This is a genomic window from Micromonospora sp. NPDC048830 (genome assembly GCF_043198215.1).
In the GTDB taxonomy this organism is placed as follows: Bacteria; Actinomycetota; Actinomycetes; order Mycobacteriales; family Micromonosporaceae; genus Micromonospora.
Map to the genome: position 1 here is coordinate 55,042 of NZ_JBICUP010000018.1, position 25,800 is coordinate 80,841.

Sequence of the window (25,800 nt, forward strand, 5' to 3'; positions counted from 1 at the left end):
CAGGGAGCATCAGTCTCTGGCAGAGAAGACCTCAGTCCCGGGAGGAGGACGACGCCGTGGCGCTCGTGCGCGTGTACTGCGGTCTGGCCTCGGCGGATCCGGCCGACCGACCGGCCTCGGCCGGTTCGACACTGACGTCCGCTGTGGTCGACGACGCAGGCCGGCTGCTCCATGTCTGCGAGGTCGGCGACGACCCGGCCGGCTACGCCCAACTGGTCGCGCTGCTCGTGGAGCGGTCGGGCGGGCCGAGCGGCGCCGCGATCGCCGCCGACAGCGACGACCACACGGTCACCTCGCTGCTCAGCGCCGCCGGTCGTCCCCTGGCGATCGCCGACGACGACTCGGTGGACGACTTCGCCGAGCGCTTCGCCGACGACGACTCGGTCGAGGAGATCCAGTCCCCGCCGGCCGAGCGGCGCGCCGTCGGGCTGGCCCGCGCCCTCCAGGCCGGCGCGCTCTCCGCCGTCACCCTGCCCGCCCCCCGGGACCTCGCCGGCTACAAGCAGGTCCTCGCGGCGCACGCCGCGCTCGCCAACGGCCGGCACTCCGCCGCCGTGGCGCTGCGCGAGGTGCTGCGTGAGCTCTATCCGGCCGCGCTGCGGGCATACCCCGACCCGGCCGAGCCGGTCGCGCTGGCCGTGCTGGACGCCCTGCCCGAGCCGGGCATGCTCGCCGGCACCATCGCCCGCGGCCGGGACGTCTCGGTGGCGGCGGACGCCATCGCCGCCCATCTGACCGCCGACGGTGTCGCGGACGCAGACTCGATCAACGACGCGGTGACCGCGCTGCGGGTGGCCATCTCCGAGACCCCGCGCCGCGCCGCGGTCAGCCGGGCCCTCACCTCGGCCGCGGCGGAGACCGTCCGCCAGGCCGTCGCCTCGGTGCGGGCCTGCGACGCGGGCTGCGAGGCGCTGGTCGGCGCGCTGAGCGCCCGGGGCACGACCCCCGCTCAGGCTCCCGGCCGGCGGGGCGAGCCGGGCGAGCGACCCGGCCCCACCGGCGGCACCAGCGGCGGCCTGCGCACCATCCGGCCGAACCAGTCCGAGCAGGGGCCCACCGGTGGCCGGCGCACCCCGACCGACTCCCTTCTGGCCGGGGGTCGGCGCAGCCAGACCGACCCCGTTCCGGTCGGTGGCCGGCGCAGCCTGCCCGAGCCGGTCTCCGGCGGCAACCCACCCCTGCCGCCCCGGCCGCTCGGCCCGCCGCCGGTCGCGCCGGAGCCCGTCGCGCCACCGCCGGTAGCCCCCCGCCCGGTGGCCCCGGCCGCCTCGGCCACCCCGCCGGTGTCCGCGCCGCCCGTGTCCGCGCCGCCGGTGTCCGCGCCGCCGGTGTCCGCGCCGCCGGTGTCCGCGCCGCCGGTGTCCGCGCCGCCGGTGTCCGCGCCGCCCGTGTCGGCCCCGCCGCGTTCCATCGTGGACGCCCCGACCAACCGTCCGGTCTCCGCGCCACCGCCCCCACCACCGGGCATCACGCCGATCGCCCCGGCCCAGCGGGAACGGCCCGTGCCGCCGGCCGAGGCGGGCGAGCCCTTCCGGCCCACCCTCACCACGGCGGCGATCCAGAACGCCCGCGCGGAGCGGCAGCGCATGGTCATCCCGCCCCGGCCCAAGACGACCGACGACGCCGGCCCGCCGACCGGTGCCTTCAGCGCGACCGACCTGAGCATCCCGGTGCCGAGCCCCCGTCCCGGCCCGGAGTCCGCTCCCCCGGGTTCGCGGGCGAACTGGCCGCTGGTCAACAACGCCGACGACCTCGCCGACAGCGGCGCCGACAACCCCGGGGCACGGCCCTTCGGTGAGCGGGGTCCCCGTCAGGTCGACGCGCCGACCGATCCGGGCACGGGCGAGGGCCGGGTCACCCCGCCCTGGCTTGCCGACGACCTGCCGCAGGAGCCACCGATGCTGCGGCTGGTCGAGCCGCCGCCGTTGGCCGACCGGGCGCTGCGGGAGGGGCCGATCCCGGCCACCGACCCGCACCTGGAGAACCCGCCGCTGCGGCTCGTCGACCGGGGGGACCTCCACCGGCCGGAGCCGGAGCGCCCCGCCATGGAGCAGCGGCCGGCGCGTCCCGCCCCGCTGGAACGGCGGACCGCGCCGGTCTCGGACGAGGGCGACGGCGACCTGCTGATCTTCGCGGCCACCAAGTCGGCCTGGTTCGTCGGTCACGGTGACGACGCCGAGCCGGACTGGTCGAGCACCGCCGACAGCGGCTGGCAGGCGGCCGAGCAGGCCGCCCGCCCGGCTGTGGGCGCCGAGACGAAGGCCGGTCTGCCCAAGCGGGTTCCGCAGGCCAACCTGGTGCCCGGCTCGCCGCTGCGGGAGGAGCGTCCACTGCGGATCGTCCGCGACGCGGCCAGCCTGGCCGAGAACACCACCGGCTACTTCCGCGGCTGGCGCCGGGGACAGGAGATCGGCGGGTTCGCGGTCGGCGGACGCCCGGGGCGGGAGGCGGCCGGCGGCTGGGACTTCACCCGGGACACCGGCGACCGCGACGACGACCGGGAGTACGAGTACCGCTCCGCCGGATACCGATCCTGACGAACCGGCGGTCGGGGTGAACCGACACCCATATCGGCGACATCGGGGTATTTGAGCCCACGCGATGCCGCCATGTCGGCGACATGGGTGTGGGTCCACCCGACCCGACCGCCGACGTCGGGCGGGCAGCGCAAAGCGCCCGGTGGCCCGGCGTTAGCCGGTCACCGGGCGCCCGCGGTACGACTCAGGCCGGCGTGACGGCCCGCGAGCGGCGCATCGTCAGCACGTACTCGACCAGCGAGATCAGCACGTGCTTGGTCGACTCCCGGTTGCGGGCGTCGCAGGGCACGACCGGGATGTCCGGGCTGATCGCCAGCGCGTCCCGGACGTCCTGCGGGTCGTGGTACTGCATCCCGTCGAAGCAGTTGATGGCCACCAGGTACGGCAGCCTCCGGTGCTCGAAGAAGTCGATCGCCGCGAAGCAGTCGGCCAGCCGTCGGGTGTCGACCAGGACCACCGCGCCGATGGCGCCCCGGACCAGTTCGTCCCACATGAACCAGAACCGTGTCTGGCCCGGGGTGCCGAACAGGTACAGGATCAGGTCCCGGTCGATGGTGATCCGGCCGAAGTCCATGGCCACGGTGGTCGTCGCCTTGCCCGGCACCTGCCGGGTGTCGTCGACGCCCACGCCGGCCGAGGTCATGATGGCCTCGGTCGTCAGCGGCGTGATCTCCGAAACCGAGCCGACCAGCGTCGTCTTGCCGACGCCGAACCCACCAGCGATAACGATCTTCGCCGACGTCACCCGCCCGCTCGGGGCGGGCTGGCGGTGCGACATGTCAGAGCCTGCGAAGTCCACTCAGCACCCTCTCCAGCAGTTCAGTGCCCACCGTGTCGTCGGAGTCGTCCAGGATGGTCGGCTCGTGCACCGCGACCAGGCCGTCAGTCGCCATGTCGGCGATGAGCACCCGGGCCACACCGAGCGGGAGCTGCATCCGCGCCGCGATCTCGGCGAGCGACTGCACGCGTCCGTCACACAGCGCGGCGATGTACTGGTGCTCGCGGCCCTGGCCGCCGTTGCCACTGGCAGCGGCCCGGCCGCGCACCGTCGTTTCGACGAGCGCCTCCAGAGCGATGTCCAGCCGAGGTCGGGTACGGCCACGGGTCACGGCGTATGGACGGACCAACGCCCCGGTCGGCTCGTCATGATCGACCATGTCGCCGCTCACCTCCCTCGTCCCCGACACCGGCTGACCCCGGTGGTTCCCGTCTTTGTTGTCGTTGTTGCTCCGCCTGACCCACCGGTCAGACGCGAGGGTCAGCCCATCATCCCCATAGCCGCGCGCGGCTGCGGGGTCAACGCGTCGCCCACCCGGTCGACCAGGAGGGCCATTTCGTACCCCACCTGCCCGACGTCACAGCTGCGGGCGGCAAGTACGGCGAAGGAGGAGCCGTCCGAGATGGACATCAGGAACAGGAAGCCATTGTCCATCTCGACGACGGTCTGCAGCACGGCACCGCCCTCGAAGCACCGGGCCGCGCCCTGGGTGAGGCTGACCAGCCCGGATGCGATCGCGGCGAGCTGGTCGGCCCGGTCCCGCGGGAGATCCCGTGACGCCGCGAGGAGCAGGCCGTCCGCGGAGACGGCGACCGCGTGCGCGACACCGGGTACCCGGTCGGCGAAGTTGGCCAGCAGCCAACCGAGATCCTGCGTACTTGTCATCCTTGTTGCTCCTTCTGCCCGCTCCCGGCCACCGGCCCTGAGCCAGACTGCGAGGATTGCTGCCCTCCCGGAGTCGCCTCCGGGTTGGTCGGGTTGCCGTCGGGCTGACTACGCCCGCGCTGCACGCCTCGATGGTATGCCGAAAGCAGACCGCGGACCGCCTCCGGTGTCCGGCGTTGGACCGGCGCGGCCGGTTTCTCGATCCCGCCCGGCACGAGTTGGGCCATCGGCACCCGCTTCGGCAGGCCCTTGCGAGTGGTCTCCGCCACGGGGACCTCGGTGGCCGCCGAGGCGGCACGCCATCCGTCGTCGGCCGCGGTCTCCCAGCCGCCGAGCTGCTGCGGGGACCGCCGGCCGGATGTGGCGTCGGTCTGTCCGGGGTGGATGCCGCCACCGGGTGTCAGCCCGCTGTCGCGGGACATTCCTCCGGCCGTCGGTGTTTCTGCCATCGGTGCGTTACCTGTCGTGCCGGGTGCTGTTGTCGGTGCGGCCTGACCGCTGGCGTCGCCCGCGGCGAACCGCTGGGTCGCCGCCGGGGCCTCCGCGGCCCCGGCCGCCTCCTCCGGGGCCGGTCGGCGGGTACGGAACCAGGCCGACTCGAGCTCCCGGAAGATCGGCAGCTCCATCGTCTCGTCCACGTACCGCTGCTGCGGCTGCTGCTGCTGCCCCTGCGGGGCCGCTGGGGCCGGCGCGGGCGGGGCCGTCGGCGCGGCCGACAGGTCGGTACGCGGGACGCGCGGCAGCTCGGTGGTCATGTCCAGGGCGGCGGCGAGGCGCTCGGGCACCGGCGGAGTGGCCGGCTCCCGCTCCGGCACGGCCACCGGCGGCCAGGCGGGCGGCGCCTGGGCCGACGACACCGGCCGGGTGGGCAGCGGCTGACCGGAGACCGGCGCCGAGTACGGCTGACCGGAGACCGGCCGGGCCGGATACGGCTGACCCGAGACGGGCGCCGAGTACGGCTGACCCGAGACCGGCCGGGCCGGATACGGCTGACCCGAGACGGGCGCCGAGTACGGCTGACCCGAGACGGGGTAACCCGGATGGGGCTGACCCGAGACCGGGTGGCCGGAGACGGGCTGGGCCGAGACCGGGATGCCGGAGACCGGCGGCGCGGAGACGGGCGGCGGGGTCCAGCCCCGGGCCTCCGGGCTGCTGGGCAGCTGCCGCGGGATGAGCGGCTGCCCGCCGGGCCCCGCGTCGCCGTCACCGGCGCGCCGCTGCGGCAGCGGGTCGCCCGGCTGACCGTTGGCGACCCGCGGGACGTGGACGTCGCCGCCGGCGGTCCCGGCGGCCCCGGTCAGGTCGGACCAGGCCGGCATCGACCGTACCGGGCCGGCCGCGGCGGACGAGCCGTGGCCGTTGCGCGGGGCGGGGTCGAACGACCGCCCGCCCAGCGTCACCTGGTTGCCGGAGTGTCCGGGCCGGGACGTCGGCGCGGACGTCGAGCTGTTGCCGAAGGCCGCGAAGGCGCCCAGGGTCGGCGTCGCGCCCGACTGCGGGCCGGACGCGGGCAGCGCGGGTGCGTGCTGGGTCCGGCCGGACAGCGCCCGGGGCACCAGCACGGCGGTGGGCAGCGTGACGTCGGCGACGGTGCCCCGGTCGGTGCCGGGCCGCAGCTCGACCTTGACGCCGTGCCGCGAGGCCAGCCGGGCGACCACGACCAGACCCATCATCCGGGAGACCGCCACGTCCACCTGCGGCGGTGTGGCGAGGCGCTCGTTGAGCTCCGCCATCTGGTCGGCGCTGATGCCGATGCCCCGGTCCTCCACGTAGAGCGAGGCGCGGTCGCCGACCCGCCGGGCCTCCACCACCACCTGGGAGTCCGGCGGGGAGAAGGCGGTGGCGTTGTCGAACAGCTCGGCGACGAGGTGGACCAGGTCGTTGACCGCGTGCGCGGCGACCTCGATGTCCCGGTCGATCACTCCGAACTCGATCCGGGTGTAGTGCTCGACCTCGGACTGGGCGGCCCGGAGCACGTCGATCAGCGCCGCCGGCTCGCGCCGCACGCGGGTCGAGTCGGCGCCCGCGAGGACCAGCAGGTTCTCGTCGTTGCGGCGCATCCGGGTGGCGAGGTGGTCGAGCTGGAACAGTTCGGCCAGCCGGTCCGGGTCCTCCTCGCCGCGCTCGAGCCGGTCGAGGTGGCCGATCAGCCGGTCGACGAGGATCTGCGACCGGCGGGCCAGGTTGACGAACATGGTCGCGACCGACGCGCGCAGCGCGGCCTGCTCGGCCGCCGTCCGCACCGCCTCCAGGTGGACCGCGTTGAACGCCTCGGTCACCTGCCCGAACTCGTCCTTGCTGCGCACCGCCAGCGGCTCGGCGATCTGGTTGGCCACCTGGACCGGGGAGAGCTGGTTGGAGACCTGCGGGTCGTGCAGCCGGGCGACGGCCTGGGGCAGGCCGTACTGGGCGATGTTGAGCGCGCCCTGGCGCAGGTCGCGCAGCGAACGGGCCATGGACCGGGCGACCAGGTACGCGAACAGGATGGCCAGCAGCAGCATGCTGAGCAGCACGCCGGTCTGGAGGAACACCGTCCGCTGCACGTCGGCGCGGAGCTCGTCGGCCTGGCGGACCACGTCGCCGTCCAGCTTGACCTCGACCGCGCGGATCAGCTTGGCGTTGGCCACCATGGCCGCGTCCCACTGGTCCGGGCCGAAGGGCGCGCCGGCCATGCTGCCGTCGATGTTGCCGTCGATCCAGCCGGTGTAGTTCTGGGCCTCACGCCGGTCGCCGCCGGCCACCGTCTGGTCGTGCAGGTCCACCTCGGCCTGGCTGGCCACCGCCTTGAAGCTCTGCAGAGCCTGCTGCTGGCCGGTGCCGCTGGCGATGTAGTCGGTGCGCAGGACGGGAGCCAGCTCCCGCTGGATCAGCGCCCGGTGCACCACGACCCGGCGGACCGAGAGGTACTCCTTCTCCCGGGCGACGGCGGCGGCGGCCCGCATCCGGTCGCTCAGGTCGTTGTCACCGGCGAGCTGGGTGGCGGAGTCGCGGATGGCGAGCAGGTCGTTGATCAGACCCTCGTACGCCTGCATCGCGTCGGCGATCTTCAGCTTGCCGCTGAAGACCTGGCTGCGCGTGGCGGGCAGGTCCCTCAGGTTCTGGTCGATCCCGTCGAGCAGGCTCTCCAGGCTGCGCGGGAGCCCCTGGATGTCGGCGCGCTGCCGCAGGTACGGGTTCTTGGCCTGGTCGACCCGGGAGTTCACCCGGTTGTACGCCTCCTGATACTGCTCCCGGGCCTGGCCGGACGCGGAGCCCAGGAGCAGCACCGCGGAGGTGCGCTCGTCCTGGAGGCTGTTGACGAGATCGCCGGAGTAGCCGACGAGGCCGGCCAGGTCACCGGAGCGGTTGGCGTTACCGAGCGTGTCGAGGTTGTCCACGATGCCGCTGGTGCCCACCACGACCGTGGCGATGGTCGGCATGATCATGATGAGGCCGAGCTTCGACCAGATCGGCATGTCGCGGAGCCGGCCGGTCGGCCGACGCAGTCGCGACAGGAAGCCCGCCGTCTTCGGCCGTTTGCTCACGTCACCGCCCTCGCGATCACAGCGTCCGCGCGTTGCTCCGGGCAACGCTCAGCAACCGACCCGTCGGGTCGGACCTCCGAGATTCCATCACGCCGCCCTGCAAAGAGAAAGCCCAGGTTGGCCGTCGCGGACGGTGTGATGAGATGTTGACGCAATTTGCTCGCAATCAGTCTCGGCCGGAGTCACTTACAGTGATGAATACCCCGCACCACGTCGTCCTACTCGCCGGCCCCTCCGGCTCCGGCAAGTCGTACCTCGCCCGGCGGACTGGCCTGCCCGTTCTCTGCCTCGACGACTTCTACAAGGACGGCGACGACCCTTCGTTGCCGCGCCGGGACGGTCTGGTCGACTGGGACTCACCGCAGTCGTGGGACGCCGAGGCCGCCGTGGCGACGATCGCCCGACTGGCCAGGGACGGCAAGGCCGAAGTGCCGGTTTACGCGATCGGCGCGGATCGCCGGGTGGCCACCCGGCCATTCGACGTCACCGGATCGCCACTTTTCGTCGCCGAAGGAATCTTCGCCGCCGAGATCGTCGAGGAGTGCCGGCGCCGGGGCGTGCTCGCCGGGGCGTACGCGCTGCGCCGCCCGCGCGGCGCGACCTTCCTGCGACGGCTGGCCCGCGATCTGGCCGAGCAGCGCAAGGCGCCGCGGGTGCTGGTCCGGCGGGGGCTCGCCCTGCTGCGGGACGAGCCCGCGGTGCTGCGCCGCCAGGCGGGCCTCGGCGCCCACCCGCTCGGGGCCGGCGAACTGCTGCGCCGGGTGGCCGACCTGCTCGCCGGCCACCTGTGGCGCTCCTGATCAGCCGAGCAGCTTCGCGTACGCCGGCTTGATCACCTCGTCGATGATCTCCAGCCGCTCGTCGAAGGGGATGAACGCGCTCTTCATCGCGTTGATGGTGAACCACTGGAGTTCCTTCCAGCCGTAGCCGAAGGCCTCCACCAGCAGCGCCATCTCCCGGGACATCGAGGTGCCGCTCATCAGCCGGTTGTCCGTGTTCACCGTCACCCGGAACCGGAGGTCGCGCAGCAGCCCGATGGGGTGCTCGGCGATCGACGGGGCGGCACCGGTCTGCACGTTCGACGAGGGGCAGAGCTCCAGCGGGATCCGCTTGTCGCGGACGTACGCGGCCAGCCGGCCGAGCGCGGGCCGCCCGCCGGGGGTGATGTCGTCGACGATGCGCACCCCGTGGCCGAGCCGGTCGGCCCCGCACCACTGGATGGCCTGCCAGATCGACGGCAGCCCGAACGCCTCGCCCGCGTGGATGGTGAAGTGGAAGTTCTCCCGCTGGAGGTACTCGAAGGCGTCCAGGTGCCGGGTGGGCGGGAAGCCGGCCTCCGCGCCGGCGATGTCGAAGCCGACCACCCCGGCGTCCCGGTGCCGCACCGCCAGCTCGGCGATCTCCTGCGACCGCGCGGCGTGCCGCATCGCGGTGAGTAGCGTGCCGACCCGGATCGGGGTGCCGGCCTCGGCGGCGAGCGCCGCGCCCTCGGTGAACCCGGCGACGACCGCCTCGACCACCTCGTCCAGGGTCAGGTCGCGCTCCAGGTGCTGCTCCGGGGCGAACCGCACCTCGGCGTACACGACGCCGTCGGCGGCCAGGTCCAGCGCGCACTCGCGGGCCACCCGGCGCAGCGCGGACGCGGTCTGCATGACCCCCACCGTGTGCGCGAACGTCTCCAGGTAGCGCTCCAGCGAGCCGGAGTTCGCCGCCTCGACGAACCAGCGGCCGAGCGCCTCCGCGTCGCCGGTGGGCAGCTCGTGGCCGACCTCGGCGGCCAGCTCGACGACCGTCGCCGGCCGCAGGCCGCCGTCGAGGTGGTCGTGCAGCAACGCCTTCGGGACCTTGACGATGTCCTCGTATGAGATTGCGACCATGCCCAGACACTAGTCCGCCACGCCACGTGGTCACGGACGCCGTCCGTGGCGTCGTCGGCGTGTGACGGGCCGGCCGGTACGGTGACCCCGGTGATGGATCCCCGCGTCGTGCACCGGCTGCGCTGCCCGGTCTGCGCCGAACCGCTCGCCGAGGCCGCCGCCGGGACCGCCCGGGCGCTGCGCTGTCCCCGCCGGCACAGCTTCGACGTGGCCCGTCAGGGGTACGTCAACCTGCTCGCCGGCCGCGCCCCGCACATCGGCGACACCGCCGAGATGGTGGCCGCCCGCGCCGACTTCCTGGCCGCCGGCCACTACGACCTCGTCTCCGCGGCGCTGGCCGACGCCGCGACCGACGCGGTCCGCCGGCTGGCAGCGGCCGGCTCCGCTGGCGGCCGGTCACCCGAGGTGACGACGCCCGCCGAGGCGACCTCCCCCCTGCGTCCCCTTTGCTCTGCACCCATCGATGCAGCGGTGACGGAGGGTGACCGCTGCGGATGCGGGTGCAGAGCAAAGGGCCCGGAGCAGGGCATGCCCACCGACGCGCCAACCGCCGGCGCACCAACCACCAGCAGGCCGACCACCGGCGGGGGAAGCGGGGACGGCACCGGCGCCGACCGGCCCGTCGGGGCGTACCCCCTGGTGGTGGACGCCGGCGCGGGCACCGGGCGGCACCTCGCGGCGGTGCTGGCGGCGCTGCCGGACGCCGTGGGCCTGGCCCTGGACGTCTCCAAGCCGGCGCTGCGCCGGGCCGCCCGGGCCCACCCGCGGGCGGCGGCGGCGCTCGCGGACACCTGGCAACGGCTGCCGCTGGCCGACGCGTCCACGGCCGTGCTGCTCAACGTCTTCGCCCCGCGCAACGGCGCGGAGTTCCGCCGGGTGCTGCACCCGGCCGGCGCACTGCTGGTGGTCACCCCCGCCGAGGACCACCTCACCGAACTGGTCGACGCGCTCGGTCTGCTCCGGGTGGATCCCGCCAAGGCCGACCGGGTGGCGGGCAGCCTGGGCGAGCACTTCGACCCGGTCGCCACGACGGTGCTCCGGTCCCGGCTGGAGCTGACCCGGCCGGAGGTCGCGACCCTGGTCGGGATGGGGCCGAGTGCCTGGCACGCCAACCCGGCCGTGCTCGCCGCCCGGATCGCGGCGCTGACCGAACCGGTCGGGGTGACCCTCGCGGTCCGGCTCGGCACCCACCGCCCCCGCTGAGCGGCGCCCGGCACGCCGGCGGCGCCGGTCAGGTGGACAGGTCGACCTCTTCCCACCCCGGCGGCTCGTCGTGGTACGGCCCGCGCAGAACCACCGCCCACTCCAGCGCCCACCGGCGCTGGCCGATCGCGTTCGCGTCGATCAGGCCGGGCAGCCTGCGTCCGGCCCGCTCCAGCTCCAGGTACGCCCAGTCGAGGCAGTAGTGCAGGTCGAGCAGCGCCGCCGCGTCGGCCGGGTGCTGGGGCGCGGCGAGGATGCGCGCGCGCCACTGCTGGAAGGTCTCCCCCGCGGCGATCTGCGGCAGCCGCTCCACCAACCGGTCGTCCACGGGCAGCGTCGGGTCGAGCTGCTTGGTCAGGCCGAGCACCCACGCCAGGGCGAAGAGCGCGTCGTGGTGCAGCACGAACGACCGGTGGTCGCCCCGGCCGCCCGTCACGAACTGCCACTCGGGCGGCGTGACCGAGTCGACCAGGCGCGAGCCGAGCAGCCAGCTCATCGCCGCCTGCGGCGGCATGCCGAAGCAGCGGGCCAGGATCAGGTGCAGCACGGCGATCCGGGCCTCGATCTCGGCGGTCGGCCGCAGCTCGATCTCGTCGCCCGGCTCCCACACCAGGGGGAACTGGCTCGGGGGGAGGGGCAGTCCCAGCCGGGACAACTCGTCCAGGCTGGCCTCGCGGACCTCTCGCGGGTCGGGGGCGGGTACGCGCACGCTCACATCCCTGTCAGTCGCATCGGCTCGGCGCCGATCATCCCCCCTTGGCCTGCGACAATAGCGGGTCGCAGCGGCGCGCGCACCATGGGCATCGGCGGCTCCGGCCGACTCAGCCGATCCGCTCGACGACCAGCGGCGACACCGCCGGGGCCGTCGGCGAGATCCGCACCGCGCGGCCCGCCTCCGCCAGTGCCGCCGGGATCCGGGTGACGTGCTCCGCCCGCAGCTCGTACAGGGGTTCGCCGGCGCGCACCGGGTCCCCGGGGCGCTTGTGCAGCACCACCCCGGACGGGAAGCTCACCGGGTCCTCCTTGCGGGCCCGGCCGGCGCCCAGCCGCCAGGCGGCCACCCCGATCGCGTACGCGTCGACGGACTCGACGAAGCCGTCCGCGTCGGCGCGGACCACCTCGACCTCGTTCGCGGTGGGCAGCGGGGCGTCCGGGTCGCCGCCCTGCGCCCGGATCATGCGCCGCCAGGCGTCCATCGCCCGGCCGTCGCGCAGCGCGGCCTCCGGGTCGGCGTCCGGCAGCCCGGCCGCGTCGAGCATCTCCCGGGCCAGCGCCAGGGTCAGCTCCACCACGTCGGCGGGGCCTCCACCGGCCAGCACCTCCACCGACTCGGTCACCTCGACCGCGTTGCCGACGGCCAGGCCGAGCGGCGTGGACATGTCGGTGAGCAGGGCGACCGTCCGCACGCCGTGCGCCCCGCCCAGCTCGACCATGGTTCGGGCCAGCTCGCGGGCGTCGTCCACGGACTTCATGAACGCGCCGGAGCCCACCTTCACGTCGAGCACCAGCGCGCCGGTGCCCTCGGCGATCTTCTTGCTCATGATCGAGCTGGCGATCAGCGGGATCGCCTCGACGGTGCCGGTGACGTCGCGCAGCGCGTACAGCTTCCGGTCGGCCGGGGCGAGACCCGCGCCCGCCGCGCACACCACCGCGCCCACCTCGCGCAGCTGGCGGATGAACTCGTCGTTGCTCAGCGCGGCCCGCCAGCCCGGGATGGACTCCAGCTTGTCCAGCGTGCCGCCGGTGTGGCCGAGGCCGCGCCCGGACAGCTGCGGCACCGCGCCGCCGCAGGCCGCCACCAGCGGGGTGAGCGGCAGGGTGATCTTGTCACCGACACCGCCCGTGGAGTGCTTGTCGACGGTCGGCCGGTCCACCGCGGAGAGGTCGAGCCGCTCCCCGCTGGCGATCATCGCGGCGGTCCACCGGGCGATCTCCGGCGCGCTCATCCCGCGCAGCAGGATCGCCATGGCCAGCGCGGACATCTGCTCGTCGGCGACCAGCCCCCGGGTGTACGCGTCGACCACCCAGTCGATCTGCCCGTCGCTGAGCACCCGCCCGTCCCGCTTGGTCCGAATGACGTCAACCGCCGTGAAAGCACTCATCGAAAGATCTTCCTAGTCGTATGGCAGGCGCCGACCCGCGGCCGGGACCACGACGGGCCGGGGCCGACCGCGCCCGGCGGAGGGATCAAGCCTGACCGCCCGGAGCCGGGCGCGGTCGGCCCCGGCCCCAAAGCTCAGCCACCCCAGCGGATCGGGATCTCCAACGGCGGCTCCCCCTCGCCGGCCCAGAAGATGGTGCCCGAGGCGTCGACCACCACCACCCGCGGGGTACGGGCGTGCCCCCAGGCGATCGCCTCGGCCGGGTCGCCCCAGCTCGGCCCCTCCTCCAGCACCCCGGTCTCGGCGTCCTCGGTGTCCCCGGCCGACCGCTCCCAGTACGCCGTCCAGACCTGCTGCCCCGCCGACAGGTCCGGGTGCACGAACACCGTGCCGCGCCCCCGCCAGGCGGCCAGCCGGTCCGGCACCACGGGAACCGGCTGTTCCCTGGTGACGGCCTCCAGATCGGCCACGTCGAAGGCGTGCGGGAGCAGCTCCGTCATGGCGAGCGGGCCGCCCTTGGCCTCGACCAGGCACTGCGGGCCGCCGTGCTCCCAGAGCAGCTGCCGGCACCGGCCGCACGGCATCAGCGGCTCGCCGGTGGCGTCGACGCAGGAGAGCGCGACGAGGCGACCGCCGCCGGTGGCGTGCAGGGAGGAGACCACTCCGCACTCGGCGCAGAGCACCACCCCGTACGCGGCGTTCTCGACGTTGCAGCCGGTCACGATCCGGCCGTCGTCGACCAGGGCGGCAGCCCCGACCGGAAACTTCGAGTACGGCACGTACGCGTGCCGCATCACCTCGGTGGCCGCGGCCCGTAGCCGCGCCCAGTCGATGTCGGTCATCCCGTCATTCTGCCCAATTATCCGGCTCGCCCGCCGCAGGGGACTGGTGGCCGCAGCCGGCGCCACCGCGACCGGGCGAGGGAACCGGGCGAACAAAAGACCGCCCCGCCGGGCGTCAGGTGGACGCCGACGGGGCGGTCGCCCGGCGAGCAGACCCGCCGGGCACGGTACCGGGAAGCAGCATCAGCCCTTGATGTACGGCTTGCCGTCGGCGGCGGGGGCCCGGACCCTGCCGACGAGCCCCGCCACCGCCAGGATCGTCGCCAGGTACGGCAGCATGGCCAGGAACTGGCTCGGAATGCTGCTGCCGATGGCCCCGAGGTACGTGGCGAGTTGGTCGGCGAAGCCGAAGAACAGCGCGGCGAGCAGGGCGCCCGTCGGGCTCCACCGGCCGAAGATCAGCGCGGCCAGGGCGATGAAGCCCTTGCCGCCGATCATGTTCTTGGTGAACGAGTACAGCGCCAACGTGTAGGAAGCGCCGCCGATCCCGGCGACCACGCCGGCGAGCAGGACGTTGCGGTAGCGCAGCCCGAGCACCCGTACGCCGAGGGTGTCGGCGGCGGTGGGGTGCTCGCCGACGGCCCGGGTGCGCAGCCCCCACCGGGTGCGGAACAGCGCGATGTGGATGACCAGCACCAGCAGCAGGCCGACGTAGAGGAAGATGTTGCTGCGGAACAGCGCCGGCCCGAGCACCGGGATGTCCTTGAGCAGCGGGATCTCCCAGTTGCTGAACCGGGGCGCGGAGTTGTACCTCTGCGCGTCGGTCTGCATCAGCCGCTCGTAGAGGAAGCCGGTGACGCCGACCGCGAGCAGGTTCAGCACGATGCCCATCACGACCTGGTCGACCAGGTAGCGGATGGCGAAGACGGCCAGCAGCAGCGAGATGAACGCGCCGCCGATCGCGGCGGCGACCAGGCCGACCCAGACGTTGCCGGAGAGGCTGCCGAACAGCGCCCCGCTGAACGCCCCCATCAGCAGTTGACCCTCGATGGCCACGTTGACCACGCCGGAGCGCTCGCACAGCACGCCGGCCAGCGCGCCGAAGATCAGCGGCAGGGCCAGGATGAACGTGCCCCGCACCATGTTGACCAGCGGCATGAAGTTGCGTCCGGCCGGCGCGGCGGAGACCTGCCAACACAGGAACGACAGGACGAACGCGACCAGCCCGACGCCCAGCACGACGGTGAACCAGCGCTTCGGCACCCCGGCCAGCAGGGCGGCGCCGGCCGCCGCGGCGACGACCCCGAACAGGATCGCGCCGACGGTGCCGTTGATCTCCAGCGCCGCGCCACCCTCGGTCTCGCTCAGGGTGAACCGGGCCTGCTGGTCGGTGGCGAGCGCGCCGAAGAGGACGGTGGCGAGCACGCCCAACGCCAGCAGGACCGCGCCGACCCTGCGGTTGCGGGTCCAGAAGCCCTCGGCGACCGTGGCGACGGCGACCTCGGGAACAGCGGTGGTGGACATCGCCTTACCAGCCCTTCGCCAGGCTCGTCTGTAACCGGGCGGCGCGGGCGGCCCGGAGCTGGAAGATCGCCTTCACCAGGGCCGGCGCGGCGATGAAGATGACGATCAGCGCCTGGAGCACGGTGACCAGCTCCAGCGAGATCCCCGAGTAGCCCTGCATCCGGTTGCCGCCCGCCTGGAGGGCACCGAACAGCAACGCCGCAAGCAGAACGCCCCACGGCTTCACCCGCCCGAGCAGGGCGACCAGGATGCCGTCGAACCCGATCTGGGCGACCACCTGCGGGGTAAGTGCGTCCGCCGTCGAACCGAGCACCATCTGGCTGCCGCCGAGGCCGGCGAGCAGGCCTGCGATGGCCATCATCAGCACGTACGCCCTGGGGACGCTGATGCCGGCGGTGCGGGCGGCGTCGGGGTTCGCGCCGACCGCGCGCAGCTCGAAGCCGAGCGTGGAGCGGTTGAGCAGCCAGGCGACGAACCAGGTGGCGAGCACGGCCAGCAGGATGCCGGCGTGCACCCGCAGGTTGTCGCCGAGCAGCCGGGGCAGCTGGGCGGAGGCGTCGACCGGCTTGCTGATCGCGTCGGCCCGGCCCGGGTTCTGTACGCCGTTCTGGACGATGATCCAGGACAGGAAGTAGAGCGCGACGTAGTTGAGCATGATCGTGTTGATCACCTCGTGGGCACCGGTGCGCGCCTTGAGGATGCCCGGGACGAAGCCCCAGAGCGCGCCGCCGACCGCACCCGCGACCAGCGCCACGACCAGGTGCAGCCCCGGGGGCAGCGGCAGCAGGAAGCCGGCCAGCGCGGCGAGGATGACGCCGATGGTGGCCTGCCCCTGGGCGCCGATGTTGAACAGGCCACCGCGGAAGGCGAGCGCCACGGACAGGCCGGTGAAGACAAGCGGCGCGGTGTAGGTCAGCGTCTCCGAGATGGGGCCCAGGGCGGCACGCCAGCCGGACGCCTCCGGGTCGAAGATCGCCCCCTTGAACAAGTTCGCGTACGCGTCGCTGACCACCGTCCAGCTGGCGTTCAGCGCGTCGGACGGGCGGGCGGTGAGGTAGCCGTAGGTGGCCAGCACGTCCGGGTCCGAGACGATGATCAGAACGGCGCCGACGAACATCGCCAGCACCACCGCGAGCACGGTGACGGTGACGGTGTTGGCGGCCCAGAGGTTGTCCAGGAACAGCCGGCCCAGCGCGGGCTTGACCTCCGGCTCGGGCCGCTTCGCGGCGGTCGCCGTGGCGACCCGGTCGGTGGTGCCGACCGCAGTCCGCGCCGCCTGCTCCTCGGTCGCCGGTTCCCTGTTCGGCGAGCCCGACTCGGGGGTTGGATTGCTCATGCCTCGTCCTCGCTACCGGGGCCCTCAGGGGCCGGGGTCGCCGCGGCGGCGGCCGGTTCGGTGGCGCCGGTGACCGCGTCGGGGATGATGCCGGCCATCAGCAGGCCGATCTCCTCGCGCGGGGTGTCCGGGCCGACGACGCCGATGATCCGGCCGCGGTACATCACCGCGATCCGGTCGGCCAGGCCGATCACCTCGTCCAACTCGCTGGAGACGACCATGACGGCGGTGCCGATGTCCCGCTCCCGGATGACCCGGGAGTGGATGAACTCGATCGAGCCGACGTCGACGCCGCGGGTCGGCTGGGCGGCGATGAAGAGCTTCAGCGGGCGGGACAGCTCCCGCGCCACGATCACCTTCTGCTGGTTGCCGCCGGAGAGGGTGCCCACCGGCGCGTCGCCCGACGGGGTACGGACGTCGAACTGCTCGATCCGCTCCTTCGCCGACTTCGCGATGGCGTCCGGCCTGAGGGACAGCCCCTTGCCGAAGGGCGGCCGGTCGTAGATGTCCAGCACCAGGTTCTCGGCGACGCTGAACTCCTTGACCAGCCCGTCGACGCTGCGGTCCTCGGGGACGTAGCCGACCCCGGCGCGCAGCACCCTCTTGGTCGGCCAACCCTGCACGGGCTCGCCGTCGAGGGCGACCGTGCCGGCGAGGACGGGCCGCAGGCCCATGATCGCCTCGATCAGCTCGGTCTGGCCGTTGCCCTGCACGCCCGCGATGCCGAGCACCTCGCCCGCGCGCACGGTGAGGTCGACCCCGTCGACGGCCCGAATCTGGCGGTCGTCGTCGACGACCAGGCCGGTGACCTCCAGGATGGGCTTGCCCGGGGTGGCCCGCTTCTTGTCCACCGTCAGCCGGACGCTGCGGCCGACCATCAGCGCCGCGAGCTCGTCGCGGCTGGCGGTCGGCGAGGCGGTGCCGACGGTCTTTCCGCGGCGGATCACGGTGATCCGGTCGGCGATCGCCTTGACCTCGCCGAGCTTGTGGGTGATGAAGACGATCGACTTGCCGGCGGCCTTGAGCGACCGCATGACGGCGAGCAGTTCCTCGGTCTCCTGCGGGGTGAGCACGGCGGTCGGCTCGTCGAGGATGAGCAGGTCGACGTCGCGGGTGAGGGCCTTGACGATCTCGACCCGCTGCTGGATGCCGACCGGCAGGTCCTCGATGACGGCGTCCGGGTCGACCCGCAGGTTGTACCGCTCGGAGACCTCGGCGACCTCGCGCCGGGCGCGCCGCCGGTCGAGGAATCCGGCGATACCGCCCCGGACCTGCTCGGCGCCGAGCATGATGTTCTCGGCGACGGTGAAGACCGGCACCAGCATGAAGTGCTGGTGCACCATGCCGATCCCGGCGGCGATCGCGTCGGATGGGCCCCGGAGCCGCAGCGGCTTCCCGTCGACCACGATTTCGCCCTCGTCGGGCTGGTAGAGCCCGTAGAGGACGTTCATCAGGGTCGACTTGCCGGCACCGTTCTCGCCGAGCAGGGCGTGGATCTCTCCAGGCTCCACCGTCAGGTCGATGTGGTCGTTGGCGACCAGATCACCGAACCGCTTGGTGATGCCGCGCAGTTCGAGTCTCAGCGCAACCTCCGGGAGTGCGAGCGATGGGGCGGCGTGGCCGCTGTCAGCCGGTCACCGGGCCGGGCCGGGCGTGGGTGGAGCGGACCGGCCGCCCCGGCGCCGCGGGGGTGTCCCGCGTACGTCGAGGCGGCCGGTCGTCATGCCTGGGGCCCGCCGGCCTCCGCCGCCGATGGTGGCGCCACGGCGGCCGGCGGAGCGGTCACTTGGCCGGCTGGGCCTTCGAGGTGACCGTGATGGTGCCGGCGGCGATGTCCGCCTTGACCTTCTCGACCTCGGTCTTCAGGTCCGCCGGGACCTTGCTGTCGAACTCGTGGTACGGGGCGATCGAGACGCCGTTGTTGGCGAGCGTGCCGACGAAGCCCGCGCTGGCCTGGAGCTTCTCCCCGCTGGCGGCCTTGGTGACGGCCTCCTTCACGGCGTCCGTGATGTTCTTGACCACGGTGGTCAGCAGCGCCGGGCAGTTCGGGGTGCTCTCGCACCCGTCGGCGTCCACCCAGATGACCGAGTACTTGCCGCCGGAGGCCTGGGCCGCGGCGGTCGTGCCGAGGCCGGCACCGCCGGCGACCGGCATGATGATGTCCGCGCCCTGGGCGACCAGGGTGTCGGAGACCTTCTTGCCCTCGTCCTGCTTCTCGAACGAGTTGGTGAAGGACCCCTTCTGGGTCGCCTTGTCCCAGCCCAGGACCTGGACGTTCTTGCCCTTGGTCTTGTTGTAGTGCGCGACGCCGTCGGCGAAGCCGTCCATGAAGATGGTCACCGGCGGGATCGGCAGGCCGCCGTAGGTGCCGACCTTGCCGGTCTTGCTCATGCCGGCGGCCAGGTAGCCGGCCTGGAAGGCGGCCTGGGCGGTGTCGAACTGCATCGGGTAGACATTGGGTTCCGGCAGCTTGGAGTCGACGATGGCGAACTGCTGGTTCGGGTTCGCCTTCGCGATCTTGGACGTCGCATCGCCCATCAGGCCACCGACGGCCAGGATGAAGTCGCACTTCTGGTTGACGAACTGGGTCAGGTTGACCTCGTAGTCCGCCTGCGCCTTCGACGCGACGTACTTGATGTCGATGTTGTCGTTGGCCTTCTTGGCCTCCTCAAGGCCCTTCCAGGCCGAGGTGTTGAACGACTTGTCGTCGATGCCACCGACGTCGGTGACCATGCAGGCGCTGTACTTCTTGGCGTCGCTGCCGGCCGTGTTGCTGCTTTCCTCGGGGGCCTCACCACACGCGGCGGCGCCCAGCACGAGCCCACCCGCCACGAAGGCGGAGGCGATCCGCATCCCACGCACAGAGCGCAAGACGTCTCCTTCCCATTGCACACCGCGCTTCGTGCGGTGGCAGCCCTTTGAAACCGACGAGCGCTGCGCGCGCCGGCGTCCCACGTTACGGACGGGAGCGTACGCCCACGCCCTCCCACCGGCCGACAATCGTGCACGACTGTTGAACGCTCGTTACCCCTACGTAACCCATGGGTGGGGCAGATCATTTACCGGGCCGCCCGAGGGCCGGGTCCGGCGTCGCGGACCTCGGCCTCGCGCGGCCTTTCCCGTGCTCAGGCGGTCACCTCCAGAAAACCGCCACCGCCGCATTGACCAGGGTCAACCCGATGATGGCGAGGAAATGGCCCCGGTTGACCGTCTCCCGCTTACGGGAGAAAAAGACCATGACGAAGATCAGCAGGGCGAGCACCAACTTGGTAACAAGTTTGGCGGGGGCCGGCTCGGCGCCGTCGCGCAACGGGGCGGACAGCCCGATTCCGGTCAACAGGCCCAGGGCCGACCCCCAGAGCATGGCCGCGTTGATCCGCAGCCGACCGCTGACGTACTGGGCGATCGCGCCGCCCAGCAGCAGCGCGAACCCGATCAGATGCACGTAGAGAAGTACCAACCGAAGAGCTTCCACGCGCACCATCCTCCCTCATCAACGACACCTTGTAGTAGGGGCCCGCCGGCCCTCCCACACCTCATCCGGGCAGCAGCCGCCACACCTGGAAGGTGGGGCCGTCGCCGGGCAGGGTGACCACGCCGTCGGCGTCCGGGCGCAGCGCCGGCTCGCCCCCGTACGCGTTCTCGCCCGCCGGCAGGCCGGCGATCCGGACCGGGTCGGCGGCGGCCCTGCGGGCCAGCACCAGGACCCCGCCGTCCGGCGTCTCGCGGAGGAAGACCAGCGTGTCCGGGTCCGCGTGCACCCAGCGCAGGCCGCCGTGGCGCAGCGCCGGCTCGCCGCGGCGCAGGGCGACCAGCGCCCGGTACGCCCCGAGCGTCCCGTGGTCCCAGCTCTCCGGCCGGTGCCACGGCATCGGGGTACGCGACCCCTCTCCGTTCGTGCCCGTCAGCCCCAGCTCGTCGCCGGCGAAGATCACCGGGGTACCCGGCATCGTGGCGAGCAGGCCGGCGGCCACCTCCTGCCGGGCCGCGTCCCCCACCACCGTCCGGATCCGGGCCGAGTCGTGGGAGCCGAGCAGCTGCCAGGAGTGGACGTACGACCGCCAGGAGACCAGCGACCGGTAGGCGTTCATGGTGGCGAGCACGGCGTCGGTGTCCCGCCGGCGGACCCCGCCGGGCGTGCCGAGGAAGTTCGGCAGTGGGTCGTCGCCGTGGCGCAGCCAGGACCAGACGGGGTCGGTGAAGCCGACGTAGTTCATCGTGCCGTGCCAGCCGTCGCGGTCCAGGTCGCCGGTGTGGTCGTGGCCGTGCTCGGCGAGCAGCAGGGCGTCGGGCCGGGTCTCGGCCACCACCCGGCGCAGCAGCCGCGCCACCTCGTGGGTGTACGCGTCCGCGCCCCGCCGCCCGGTCATGTTGGCCACGTCCACCCGCCACCCGTCGAGGGCGTACGGGGGCCGCAGCCAGCGGCGCAGCAGCGAGTCCTCGGCCGTGGCGAAGCGGCGGCGCAGCTCGGCGCTGCCCCAGTTGAGCTTCGGCAGCGACTTGACCCCGTTCCAGGACTCGTAGTCTCCGCTGGCCTCGTCGAAGTAGTACAGCTCCCGCTCGGGGGCGCGCGCGTCCGAGGCGGCGGCGGTGAACCAGCGGTGGGCGTCGCCGGTGTGGTTGCTGGTGATGTCCCCCAGCAGCCGCCACCCGCGGGCGTGCACCGCGTCGGCGAGCCGGGCCAGCGCCGCGTCCCCGCCCAGCAGCGGGTCGACGGTGTCGAAGCTGGAGGCGTCGTACCGGTGGTTGGAGCGGGCCGGGAAGACCGGGGTCAGGTAGACGGTGTTGACGCCGAGCCGGTCCAGGTGGTCCAGCCGCTCGGCCACGCCGTCCAGGTAGCCCCCGTAGAACTGGTACGGCGTCTCCGGGCCGCGCCCGATCACCGGGGTGTCCCCAGTCGCAGGGGATCGCCCAGTCGGGCGCGGTGCGGCCGTCGGCCGCGGCGGAGCGGGCGAACCGGTCGGGGAAGATCTGGTAGATCACCGCGTCCCGGGCCCAGGCCGGCGGCGGGGCGTGCCCGACCAGCCGGAAGTCGCCGGCGTCCGGCACGTCGTGGTCGACCAGGCCGGCGGCGTTGAGCCAGCGGTAGCCGCGGGCGCCGGTGAGCATGAACCGGTAGTTGCTGACCGGGTTGCGCACCTCGACGTCGGCGCGCCACCAGACATCCCCGCCGGCGCGCCGGTCGACGACGGCCTCGGCGAAGCGGGGCTCGCCGTCGCCGGTGGTCCGGACGTGCACCTGCCGCACGTCGGCGCCGGCCGGCACCCGCACGAAGACCGGGACGGTCGCCCCGAGCGCGGGCTCCTGGTCGGGGACGTACGTGGCGGAGCCGTCGTGGTGCGGTAGCAGCGGGGTCGTCATCCTCAGCCCTTGACCGCTCCGGCGGTGAGGCCGGAGACGATGTAGCGCTGGAGCAGTTGGAACACCAGCACCGTGGGGATCGCGGTGAGCAGGGTAGCCGCCGAGAAGATCCCGAAATTGGCGTTCCTCTCGTTGCCCTGGAGCATGCCGTACATGCCGACGGCGAGGGTCTTCGAGTCGGTGTCGGTGAGGAACACGTTCGCCATCAGGAACTCGTTGATCGTGCCGATGAACGCCAGCAGGGCCGTCACCGCCAGGATCGGGGCCACCAGCGGCAGCATGATCCGGAAGAACACCTGGGCGTGGCTGGCGCCGTCCATGGTGGCGGACTCGTCCAACTCGCGCGGGAGCGTGTCGAAGAAGCCCTTCATCAGCCAGGTGTTCACCCCGAGCGCGCCGCCGAGGTAGAGCAGCAGCAGGCTCCACGGGGTGTTGAAGCCGATGGCCGGCCACAGGTCGGTGATCGTGCCGAAGATCAGGAAGATCGCCACGATCGCCAGGAACTGCGGGAACATCTGGATCAGCAGCAGCGACAGCAGCCCCACCCGCCGGCCCCGGAACCGCATCCGGGAGAAGGCGTACGCGGCCAGCGCGGACAGGAACACCGACGCGAAGGACGAGACCCCCGCGATCAGCAGCGAGTTGAGGAACCAGTGGCCGAACGCCGTCTTGTCGAAGAGGTTGGTGAAGTTCTCGAACGACGCCCCGGTCGGCAGCAGCTCGGTCGAGGAGAGGGTGCCGAGCGGGTTCAGCGCCGCCGAGAGCACGAACAGGATCGGGAAGAGGCTGAACGCCACCGCCAGCACCCCGACGACGTGCCGCCAGCCCACCTGGGCGAACCAGCGACCCGTCGACCCCCTCGCCGCGTTCCGGTTGCCGGGGGACGCCTCCGCGTGGGTGGTCACGAGTACACCTCCTCCTGCTGCCGGGTGCGCCGGAAGCTCACCGCGGACACCACCGCGACGATGGTGAAGATGAACAGCGAGATCGCCGCGGCGAACCCGAACTCCGCGCCCTGCCCGCCGAACGCCAGCCGGTAGGTGTACGTGATCAGCAGGTCGGTCGCGCCGTTCGTCGGGTTGTCCGCCGGGAACGGGGCACCCTCGGTGGTCAGGTAGATCGCGTTGAAGTTGTTGAAGTTGTACGCGAACGACGAGATCAGCAGCGGCGAGAGCGCGACCAGCAGCAGCGGCAGCGTGACCGCGCGGAAGGACTGCCAGGGGGAAGCGCCGTCGACCGAGGTGGCCTCGGTCAGCTCGCGCGGGATGGCCTGCAACGCCCCGGTGGTGACCAGGAACATGTACGGGTATCCGAGCCAGAGCTGCACCAGGATCACCGCGAACCGGGCGGTCCACTCCCCGCCGAACCAGTCGACGCCCAGCCCGAACAGGTTGTTGACCAGGCCGAAGTCGGTGTTGAACATGTCCCGCCAGACCATCAGCATCGCGAACGACGGCATGGCGTACGGCAGGATCAGCAGCACCCGGTAGAAGTTGGTGGCCCGCATCCGGGGCGAGTGCAGCGCCAGCGCGATGAGCAGGCCGAGCACGAACGTCCCGCCGGTGGAGCCGATCGCGAAGGCGAAGTTCCACAGCAGCGTGCCGAAGAAGGGCCGGGCGATGTCCGGGTCGGTCAGCACCCGGCTGAAGTTCTTCAGGCCGACGTTGACCCGCCAGCCCTGGGTCAGCCGCTCGCCGTCGGCGGCGACGAAGGAACCGGTGGCCTCGTCGGCGTTCCAGGTCCTGCCGGTCTCGCTGTCCCTGATGCAGTCGCAGCCAGCGTCGTACGCCCGGACGGCCTTGCCCTCGTAGGCGCGCGACAGGCCGTTGGACCGGATCGCGCCGCTGGCCGTCGGCACGACCAGGTCGGTGATCTCCTTGCTCCGCACGCTGGCCTGGCCGAAGTTGAGCACGGTGTAGCCGTCGGCGGCGGTGACCTTGCCGCCCGGGGCGACCGTGACGTCGCCCGCGCCGAGCGGGCGCAGCCCACCCGCGTCGCCGGCGGAGACCTGGTTGGTCTTCGGGTCGCTCAGCAGGAAGACGAGCGGGCCGGTGGCCGGGTCGCCCTCGGTGGCGATGGAGAGGGCGTACTCGGTGGAGCCGGGAACCTGCTTCACCGAGGAGCTCTGGATCGCGACGATCGCGTCGTCCTTGCTGCCCCGGTGGCCGTCGCCGAAGTTCGTGAAGGCGGTGCTCGCGGTGTAGAGCACGGGAAAGACCTGGAAGGCGATCAGGAAGATCGTGCCGGGGACCAGGTACTTCGCGGGGACGTGCCGGCGGGTGAGGTAGAGGCAGAACAGGCCGGCGGTGGTCACGGCCAGGATCGCCAGGCCGACCCAGTGCTCGGCCTCGACGAGCGGGAACGCCGCCCAGACCGCGATCCCGGCGACCAGGCCGAGCAGGACCACCTTGACGAGGAGGCCGGTCGCGGTGATCGGCGCGAGGTTCCGCGTCTGCTGGGACGCGCGCGGGAGCCCGGGGCCGGCGGGCTCCCGGCCCGGGGTCCGCGTGGCGGGCCCCGGGCCGGACAGCGACGTGCTCATTACTTGATCTGGCCGGAGATGGTCTTGCCGGCGGCGGTGATCGTCTTGGCCGGGTCGGCGCCACCGATGACGGCGGCCTCCGCCTTGCCGAACGGGTCCCAGATCGCGGCCATGGCCGGGATCGCCGGGAGCACCTGGCCGTTCTTGCCGGCCTCCTGGAACTTGGCCAGGTCGGGGTCGGTGCCCTTGACCTGCTCGAAGGCGGCGGTGAGCGCCGGCGGGCGCGGCTCGGCGTTGTACAGCGCGACGGCCAGGTCCGGCTTGGTCACGTAGTTGGTGACGAACTCCTGGGCCAGGGCCTTGTTCTTGCCCTTGGCGGCCACGTAGAACGCCTGCACGCCCACGAACGGCTGGGCCTCCTTGCCGCCGGCGAAGCCGGGGACCGGGGAGATGTCGTAGGAGATGTTGGCCTTCTTGGCGTCGGCGATGGCCCACGGGCCGGAGACCAGGAAGGCGCACTTCTTGCCGGTGAAGGTGGCGATGGAGTTCTCGCCGGTGATGGAGCGCTTCAGCGCGCCGTCGCCCTTCTCGCCGAGCTTCGCGATCTTCTGGAAGGCCGCGATCGACTCCGGCTTGCCGACGCCCAGGTCCTTCGGGTCGTAGTCGCCGTTGGCGGCGGTGCCGAAGAGGTAGCCGCCGCCGGAGGTGTACAGCGGGTAGATGTGGTACGCGTCGCCGTTCTGGCCGGACTGCAGGCAGAGGATCTCGCTGGCCTTCTTCTCGGCCTTGAGCTTCTTGCCGGCGGCGACCAGGTCCTCGATCGTCTTCGGCGCCTCGGGGGCCAGCTCGGTGTTGCGGATCAGGGCGATGTTCTCGGTGGCGTACGGGACGCCGTAGACCTGACCGTTGAAGGTCACCGCCTTGACGGCGACCTCGCTGAACGCGCTCTTCTGCTCGGCGCCGAGCTGCACCGGGTCGATGGCGCCGTTCTGGACCAGGTTGCCGATCCAGTCGTGCGCGCCGACCACGACGTCCGGGCCGCTGCCCTGCTGGGAGGCGGTGACGAAGTTGGTCTGCAGGTCCTTGGAGACGGCCTGGACCTCCACGGTCACGCCGTTGTCCTGGCCGAACTTCTCGGCGAACGGCTTCAGGGCGGCGGTGCGCTTGTCGTCGGCCCAGATCACCAGCTTGCCGCCGGCGGCCTTGGCGGACTCGTTCGCGGCCGGCTCCTCCTTGTCGCCGCCACCGCAGCCGGAGGCGGCCAGCGCCAGGCCGAGGACGGCGACCACACCCGCGGTACGGATGCGCATCGGTGCTCCTGTCGTCATGGCCGGCTCCGCCGGGGGAAGGCGGGCCCGCCAGTGGAAACCTCTGTGAGTTCTTGCTGCTGGCGCCCGGTTGCTGCGCCG

Annotated in this window: 21 protein-coding genes; 4 read left to right on the forward strand and 17 right to left on the reverse strand. The window is 72.8% G+C overall.

Annotation, left to right across the window (positions count from 1 at the left end; translation table 11 throughout):
• Nucleotides 1-8: 8 nt before the first annotated feature.
• A complete protein-coding gene (locus tag ACGFIZ_RS17250; RefSeq protein WP_393420396.1) occupies nucleotides 9-2,537 on the forward strand; it encodes a transposase in 2,529 nt (842 codons plus the stop codon).
• A 184-nt stretch (nucleotides 2,538-2,721) separates the two neighbouring features.
• Here ACGFIZ_RS17250 and ACGFIZ_RS17255 read toward each other — a convergent pair whose 3' ends face one another.
• The 4 genes from ACGFIZ_RS17255 to ACGFIZ_RS17270 all read right to left on the reverse strand — a co-directional run bounded on the left by ACGFIZ_RS17255 (nucleotide 2,722) and on the right by ACGFIZ_RS17270 (nucleotide 7,724).
• Nucleotides 2,722-3,315, reverse strand: a complete 594-nt coding sequence (locus ACGFIZ_RS17255; protein WP_393420279.1) for an ATP/GTP-binding protein — start codon at nucleotides 3,313-3,315, stop codon at nucleotides 2,722-2,724.
• Nucleotide 3,316: 1 nt separating this feature from the next.
• Complete coding sequence (locus ACGFIZ_RS17260) at nucleotides 3,317-3,694, reverse strand: DUF742 domain-containing protein (RefSeq protein ID WP_393420281.1); 378 nt, start codon at nucleotides 3,692-3,694, stop codon at nucleotides 3,317-3,319.
• A 101-nt stretch (nucleotides 3,695-3,795) separates the two neighbouring features.
• The gene (locus ACGFIZ_RS17265; protein WP_393420283.1) at nucleotides 3,796-4,200 is read right to left on the reverse strand and encodes a roadblock/LC7 domain-containing protein; all 405 of its coding nucleotides are present in this window, start codon (nucleotides 4,198-4,200) and stop codon (nucleotides 3,796-3,798) included.
• On the reverse strand, nucleotides 4,197-7,724 hold the full coding sequence (locus ACGFIZ_RS17270) for a nitrate- and nitrite sensing domain-containing protein (RefSeq protein ID WP_393420285.1): 3,528 nt from the start codon (nucleotides 7,722-7,724) through the stop codon (nucleotides 4,197-4,199). The genes ACGFIZ_RS17265 and ACGFIZ_RS17270 overlap by 4 nt, the downstream gene beginning before the upstream one ends.
• 194 nt (nucleotides 7,725-7,918) lie before the next feature.
• Here ACGFIZ_RS17270 and ACGFIZ_RS17275 point away from each other — a divergent pair, with 194 nt between their 5' ends.
• Nucleotides 7,919-8,524 (forward strand): uridine kinase, encoded by a 606-nt coding sequence (locus tag ACGFIZ_RS17275; protein WP_393420287.1) that lies wholly within the window; start codon nucleotides 7,919-7,921, stop codon nucleotides 8,522-8,524.
• Here the strand turns inward: ACGFIZ_RS17275 and ACGFIZ_RS17280 are convergent, their stop codons facing one another.
• Nucleotides 8,525-9,601, reverse strand: coding sequence for an adenosine deaminase (locus tag ACGFIZ_RS17280; RefSeq protein ID WP_393420289.1), 1,077 nt, complete (start codon nucleotides 9,599-9,601; stop codon nucleotides 8,525-8,527).
• Between the two features lie 93 nt (nucleotides 9,602-9,694).
• On the opposite strand from ACGFIZ_RS17280, the gene ACGFIZ_RS17285 reads away from it, so the two are divergent.
• Nucleotides 9,695-10,804 carry a putative RNA methyltransferase gene (locus tag ACGFIZ_RS17285; protein ID WP_393420398.1) on the forward strand — a complete coding sequence of 370 codons (1,110 nt, stop codon included), beginning with the start codon at nucleotides 9,695-9,697 and terminating at the stop codon, nucleotides 10,802-10,804.
• Nucleotides 10,805-10,832: 28 nt separating this feature from the next.
• Here ACGFIZ_RS17285 and ACGFIZ_RS17290 read toward each other — a convergent pair whose 3' ends face one another.
• The 9 genes from ACGFIZ_RS17290 to ACGFIZ_RS17330 all read right to left on the reverse strand — a co-directional run bounded on the left by ACGFIZ_RS17290 (nucleotide 10,833) and on the right by ACGFIZ_RS17330 (nucleotide 21,431).
• Complete coding sequence (locus ACGFIZ_RS17290) at nucleotides 10,833-11,513, reverse strand: DUF4272 domain-containing protein (protein ID WP_393420292.1); 681 nt, start codon at nucleotides 11,511-11,513, stop codon at nucleotides 10,833-10,835.
• A 112-nt stretch (nucleotides 11,514-11,625) separates the two neighbouring features.
• Nucleotides 11,626-12,906, reverse strand: coding sequence for a thymidine phosphorylase (locus ACGFIZ_RS17295; protein ID WP_393420294.1), 1,281 nt, complete (start codon nucleotides 12,904-12,906; stop codon nucleotides 11,626-11,628).
• A gap of 134 nt (nucleotides 12,907-13,040) precedes the next feature.
• Complete coding sequence (locus tag ACGFIZ_RS17300; protein WP_393420296.1) at nucleotides 13,041-13,748, reverse strand: cytidine deaminase; 708 nt, start codon at nucleotides 13,746-13,748, stop codon at nucleotides 13,041-13,043.
• A gap of 183 nt (nucleotides 13,749-13,931) precedes the next feature.
• Nucleotides 13,932-15,212: an ABC transporter permease gene (locus tag ACGFIZ_RS17305; RefSeq protein ID WP_393420298.1), complete on the reverse strand. Its 1,281-nt coding sequence runs from the start codon at nucleotides 15,210-15,212 to the stop codon at nucleotides 13,932-13,934.
• Nucleotides 15,213-15,216: 4 nt separating this feature from the next.
• Nucleotides 15,217-16,548 (reverse strand): ABC transporter permease, encoded by a 1,332-nt coding sequence (locus ACGFIZ_RS17310; RefSeq protein WP_393420300.1) that lies wholly within the window; start codon nucleotides 16,546-16,548, stop codon nucleotides 15,217-15,219.
• Nucleotides 16,545-18,131 carry an ABC transporter ATP-binding protein gene (locus tag ACGFIZ_RS17315; protein WP_393420400.1) on the reverse strand — a complete coding sequence of 529 codons (1,587 nt, stop codon included), beginning with the start codon at nucleotides 18,129-18,131 and terminating at the stop codon, nucleotides 16,545-16,547. The genes ACGFIZ_RS17310 and ACGFIZ_RS17315 overlap by 4 nt, the downstream gene beginning before the upstream one ends.
• Nucleotides 18,132-18,330: 199 nt before the next feature.
• On the reverse strand, nucleotides 18,331-19,401 hold the full coding sequence (locus ACGFIZ_RS17320) for a BMP family protein (RefSeq protein ID WP_393420402.1): 1,071 nt from the start codon (nucleotides 19,399-19,401) through the stop codon (nucleotides 18,331-18,333).
• Between the two features lie 280 nt (nucleotides 19,402-19,681).
• The gene (locus ACGFIZ_RS17325) at nucleotides 19,682-20,023 is read right to left on the reverse strand and encodes a hypothetical protein (RefSeq protein ID WP_393420302.1); all 342 of its coding nucleotides are present in this window, start codon (nucleotides 20,021-20,023) and stop codon (nucleotides 19,682-19,684) included.
• Nucleotides 20,024-20,084: 61 nt separating this feature from the next.
• Complete coding sequence (locus tag ACGFIZ_RS17330; protein WP_393420304.1) at nucleotides 20,085-21,431, reverse strand: alpha-amylase family glycosyl hydrolase; 1,347 nt, start codon at nucleotides 21,429-21,431, stop codon at nucleotides 20,085-20,087.
• Between the two features lie 130 nt (nucleotides 21,432-21,561).
• Here ACGFIZ_RS17330 and ACGFIZ_RS17335 point away from each other — a divergent pair, with 130 nt between their 5' ends.
• Complete coding sequence (locus ACGFIZ_RS17335) at nucleotides 21,562-21,894, forward strand: hypothetical protein (protein ID WP_393420306.1); 333 nt, start codon at nucleotides 21,562-21,564, stop codon at nucleotides 21,892-21,894.
• A 17-nt stretch (nucleotides 21,895-21,911) separates the two neighbouring features.
• On the opposite strand, the gene ACGFIZ_RS17340 is transcribed toward ACGFIZ_RS17335, so the two are convergent.
• Genes ACGFIZ_RS17340 through ACGFIZ_RS17350 form a run of 3 tightly spaced genes read right to left on the reverse strand, consistent with a single transcriptional unit; the run spans nucleotide 21,912 to nucleotide 25,701 of the window.
• Nucleotides 21,912-22,814, reverse strand: coding sequence for a sugar ABC transporter permease (locus ACGFIZ_RS17340; protein WP_393420308.1), 903 nt, complete (start codon nucleotides 22,812-22,814; stop codon nucleotides 21,912-21,914).
• Nucleotides 22,811-24,451 carry an ABC transporter permease subunit gene (locus tag ACGFIZ_RS17345; RefSeq protein ID WP_393420310.1) on the reverse strand — a complete coding sequence of 547 codons (1,641 nt, stop codon included), beginning with the start codon at nucleotides 24,449-24,451 and terminating at the stop codon, nucleotides 22,811-22,813. Before ACGFIZ_RS17345 ends, ACGFIZ_RS17340 begins: the two co-directional genes overlap by 4 nt.
• Complete coding sequence (locus tag ACGFIZ_RS17350; RefSeq protein WP_393420312.1) at nucleotides 24,451-25,701, reverse strand: extracellular solute-binding protein; 1,251 nt, start codon at nucleotides 25,699-25,701, stop codon at nucleotides 24,451-24,453. Before ACGFIZ_RS17350 ends, ACGFIZ_RS17345 begins: the two co-directional genes overlap by 1 nt.
• Nucleotides 25,702-25,800 lie beyond the last annotated feature (99 nt).

Coding starts and splice junctions, on each gene's coding strand:
- ACGFIZ_RS17255 (WP_393420279.1), bottom strand. CDS start 3,315: ATGTCGCACCGCCAGCCCGCCCCGAGCGGGCGGGTGACGTCGGCGAAG.
- ACGFIZ_RS17260 (WP_393420281.1), bottom strand. CDS start 3,694: ATGGTCGATCATGACGAGCCGACCGGGGCGTTGGTCCGTCCATACGCC.
- ACGFIZ_RS17265 (WP_393420283.1), bottom strand. CDS start 4,200: ATGACAAGTACGCAGGATCTCGGTTGGCTGCTGGCCAACTTCGCCGAC.
- ACGFIZ_RS17275 (WP_393420287.1), top strand. CDS start 7,919: ATGAATACCCCGCACCACGTCGTCCTACTCGCCGGCCCCTCCGGCTCC.
- ACGFIZ_RS17280 (WP_393420289.1), bottom strand. CDS start 9,601: ATGGTCGCAATCTCATACGAGGACATCGTCAAGGTCCCGAAGGCGTTG.
- ACGFIZ_RS17285 (WP_393420398.1), top strand. CDS start 9,695: ATGGATCCCCGCGTCGTGCACCGGCTGCGCTGCCCGGTCTGCGCCGAA.
- ACGFIZ_RS17295 (WP_393420294.1), bottom strand. CDS start 12,906: ATGAGTGCTTTCACGGCGGTTGACGTCATTCGGACCAAGCGGGACGGG.
- ACGFIZ_RS17300 (WP_393420296.1), bottom strand. CDS start 13,748: ATGACCGACATCGACTGGGCGCGGCTACGGGCCGCGGCCACCGAGGTG.
- ACGFIZ_RS17305 (WP_393420298.1), bottom strand. CDS start 15,212: ATGTCCACCACCGCTGTTCCCGAGGTCGCCGTCGCCACGGTCGCCGAG.
- ACGFIZ_RS17310 (WP_393420300.1), bottom strand. CDS start 16,548: ATGAGCAATCCAACCCCCGAGTCGGGCTCGCCGAACAGGGAACCGGCG.
- ACGFIZ_RS17320 (WP_393420402.1), bottom strand. CDS start 19,401: ATGCGGATCGCCTCCGCCTTCGTGGCGGGTGGGCTCGTGCTGGGCGCC.
- ACGFIZ_RS17345 (WP_393420310.1), bottom strand. CDS start 24,451: ATGAGCACGTCGCTGTCCGGCCCGGGGCCCGCCACGCGGACCCCGGGC.
- ACGFIZ_RS17350 (WP_393420312.1), bottom strand. CDS start 25,701: ATGCGCATCCGTACCGCGGGTGTGGTCGCCGTCCTCGGCCTGGCGCTG.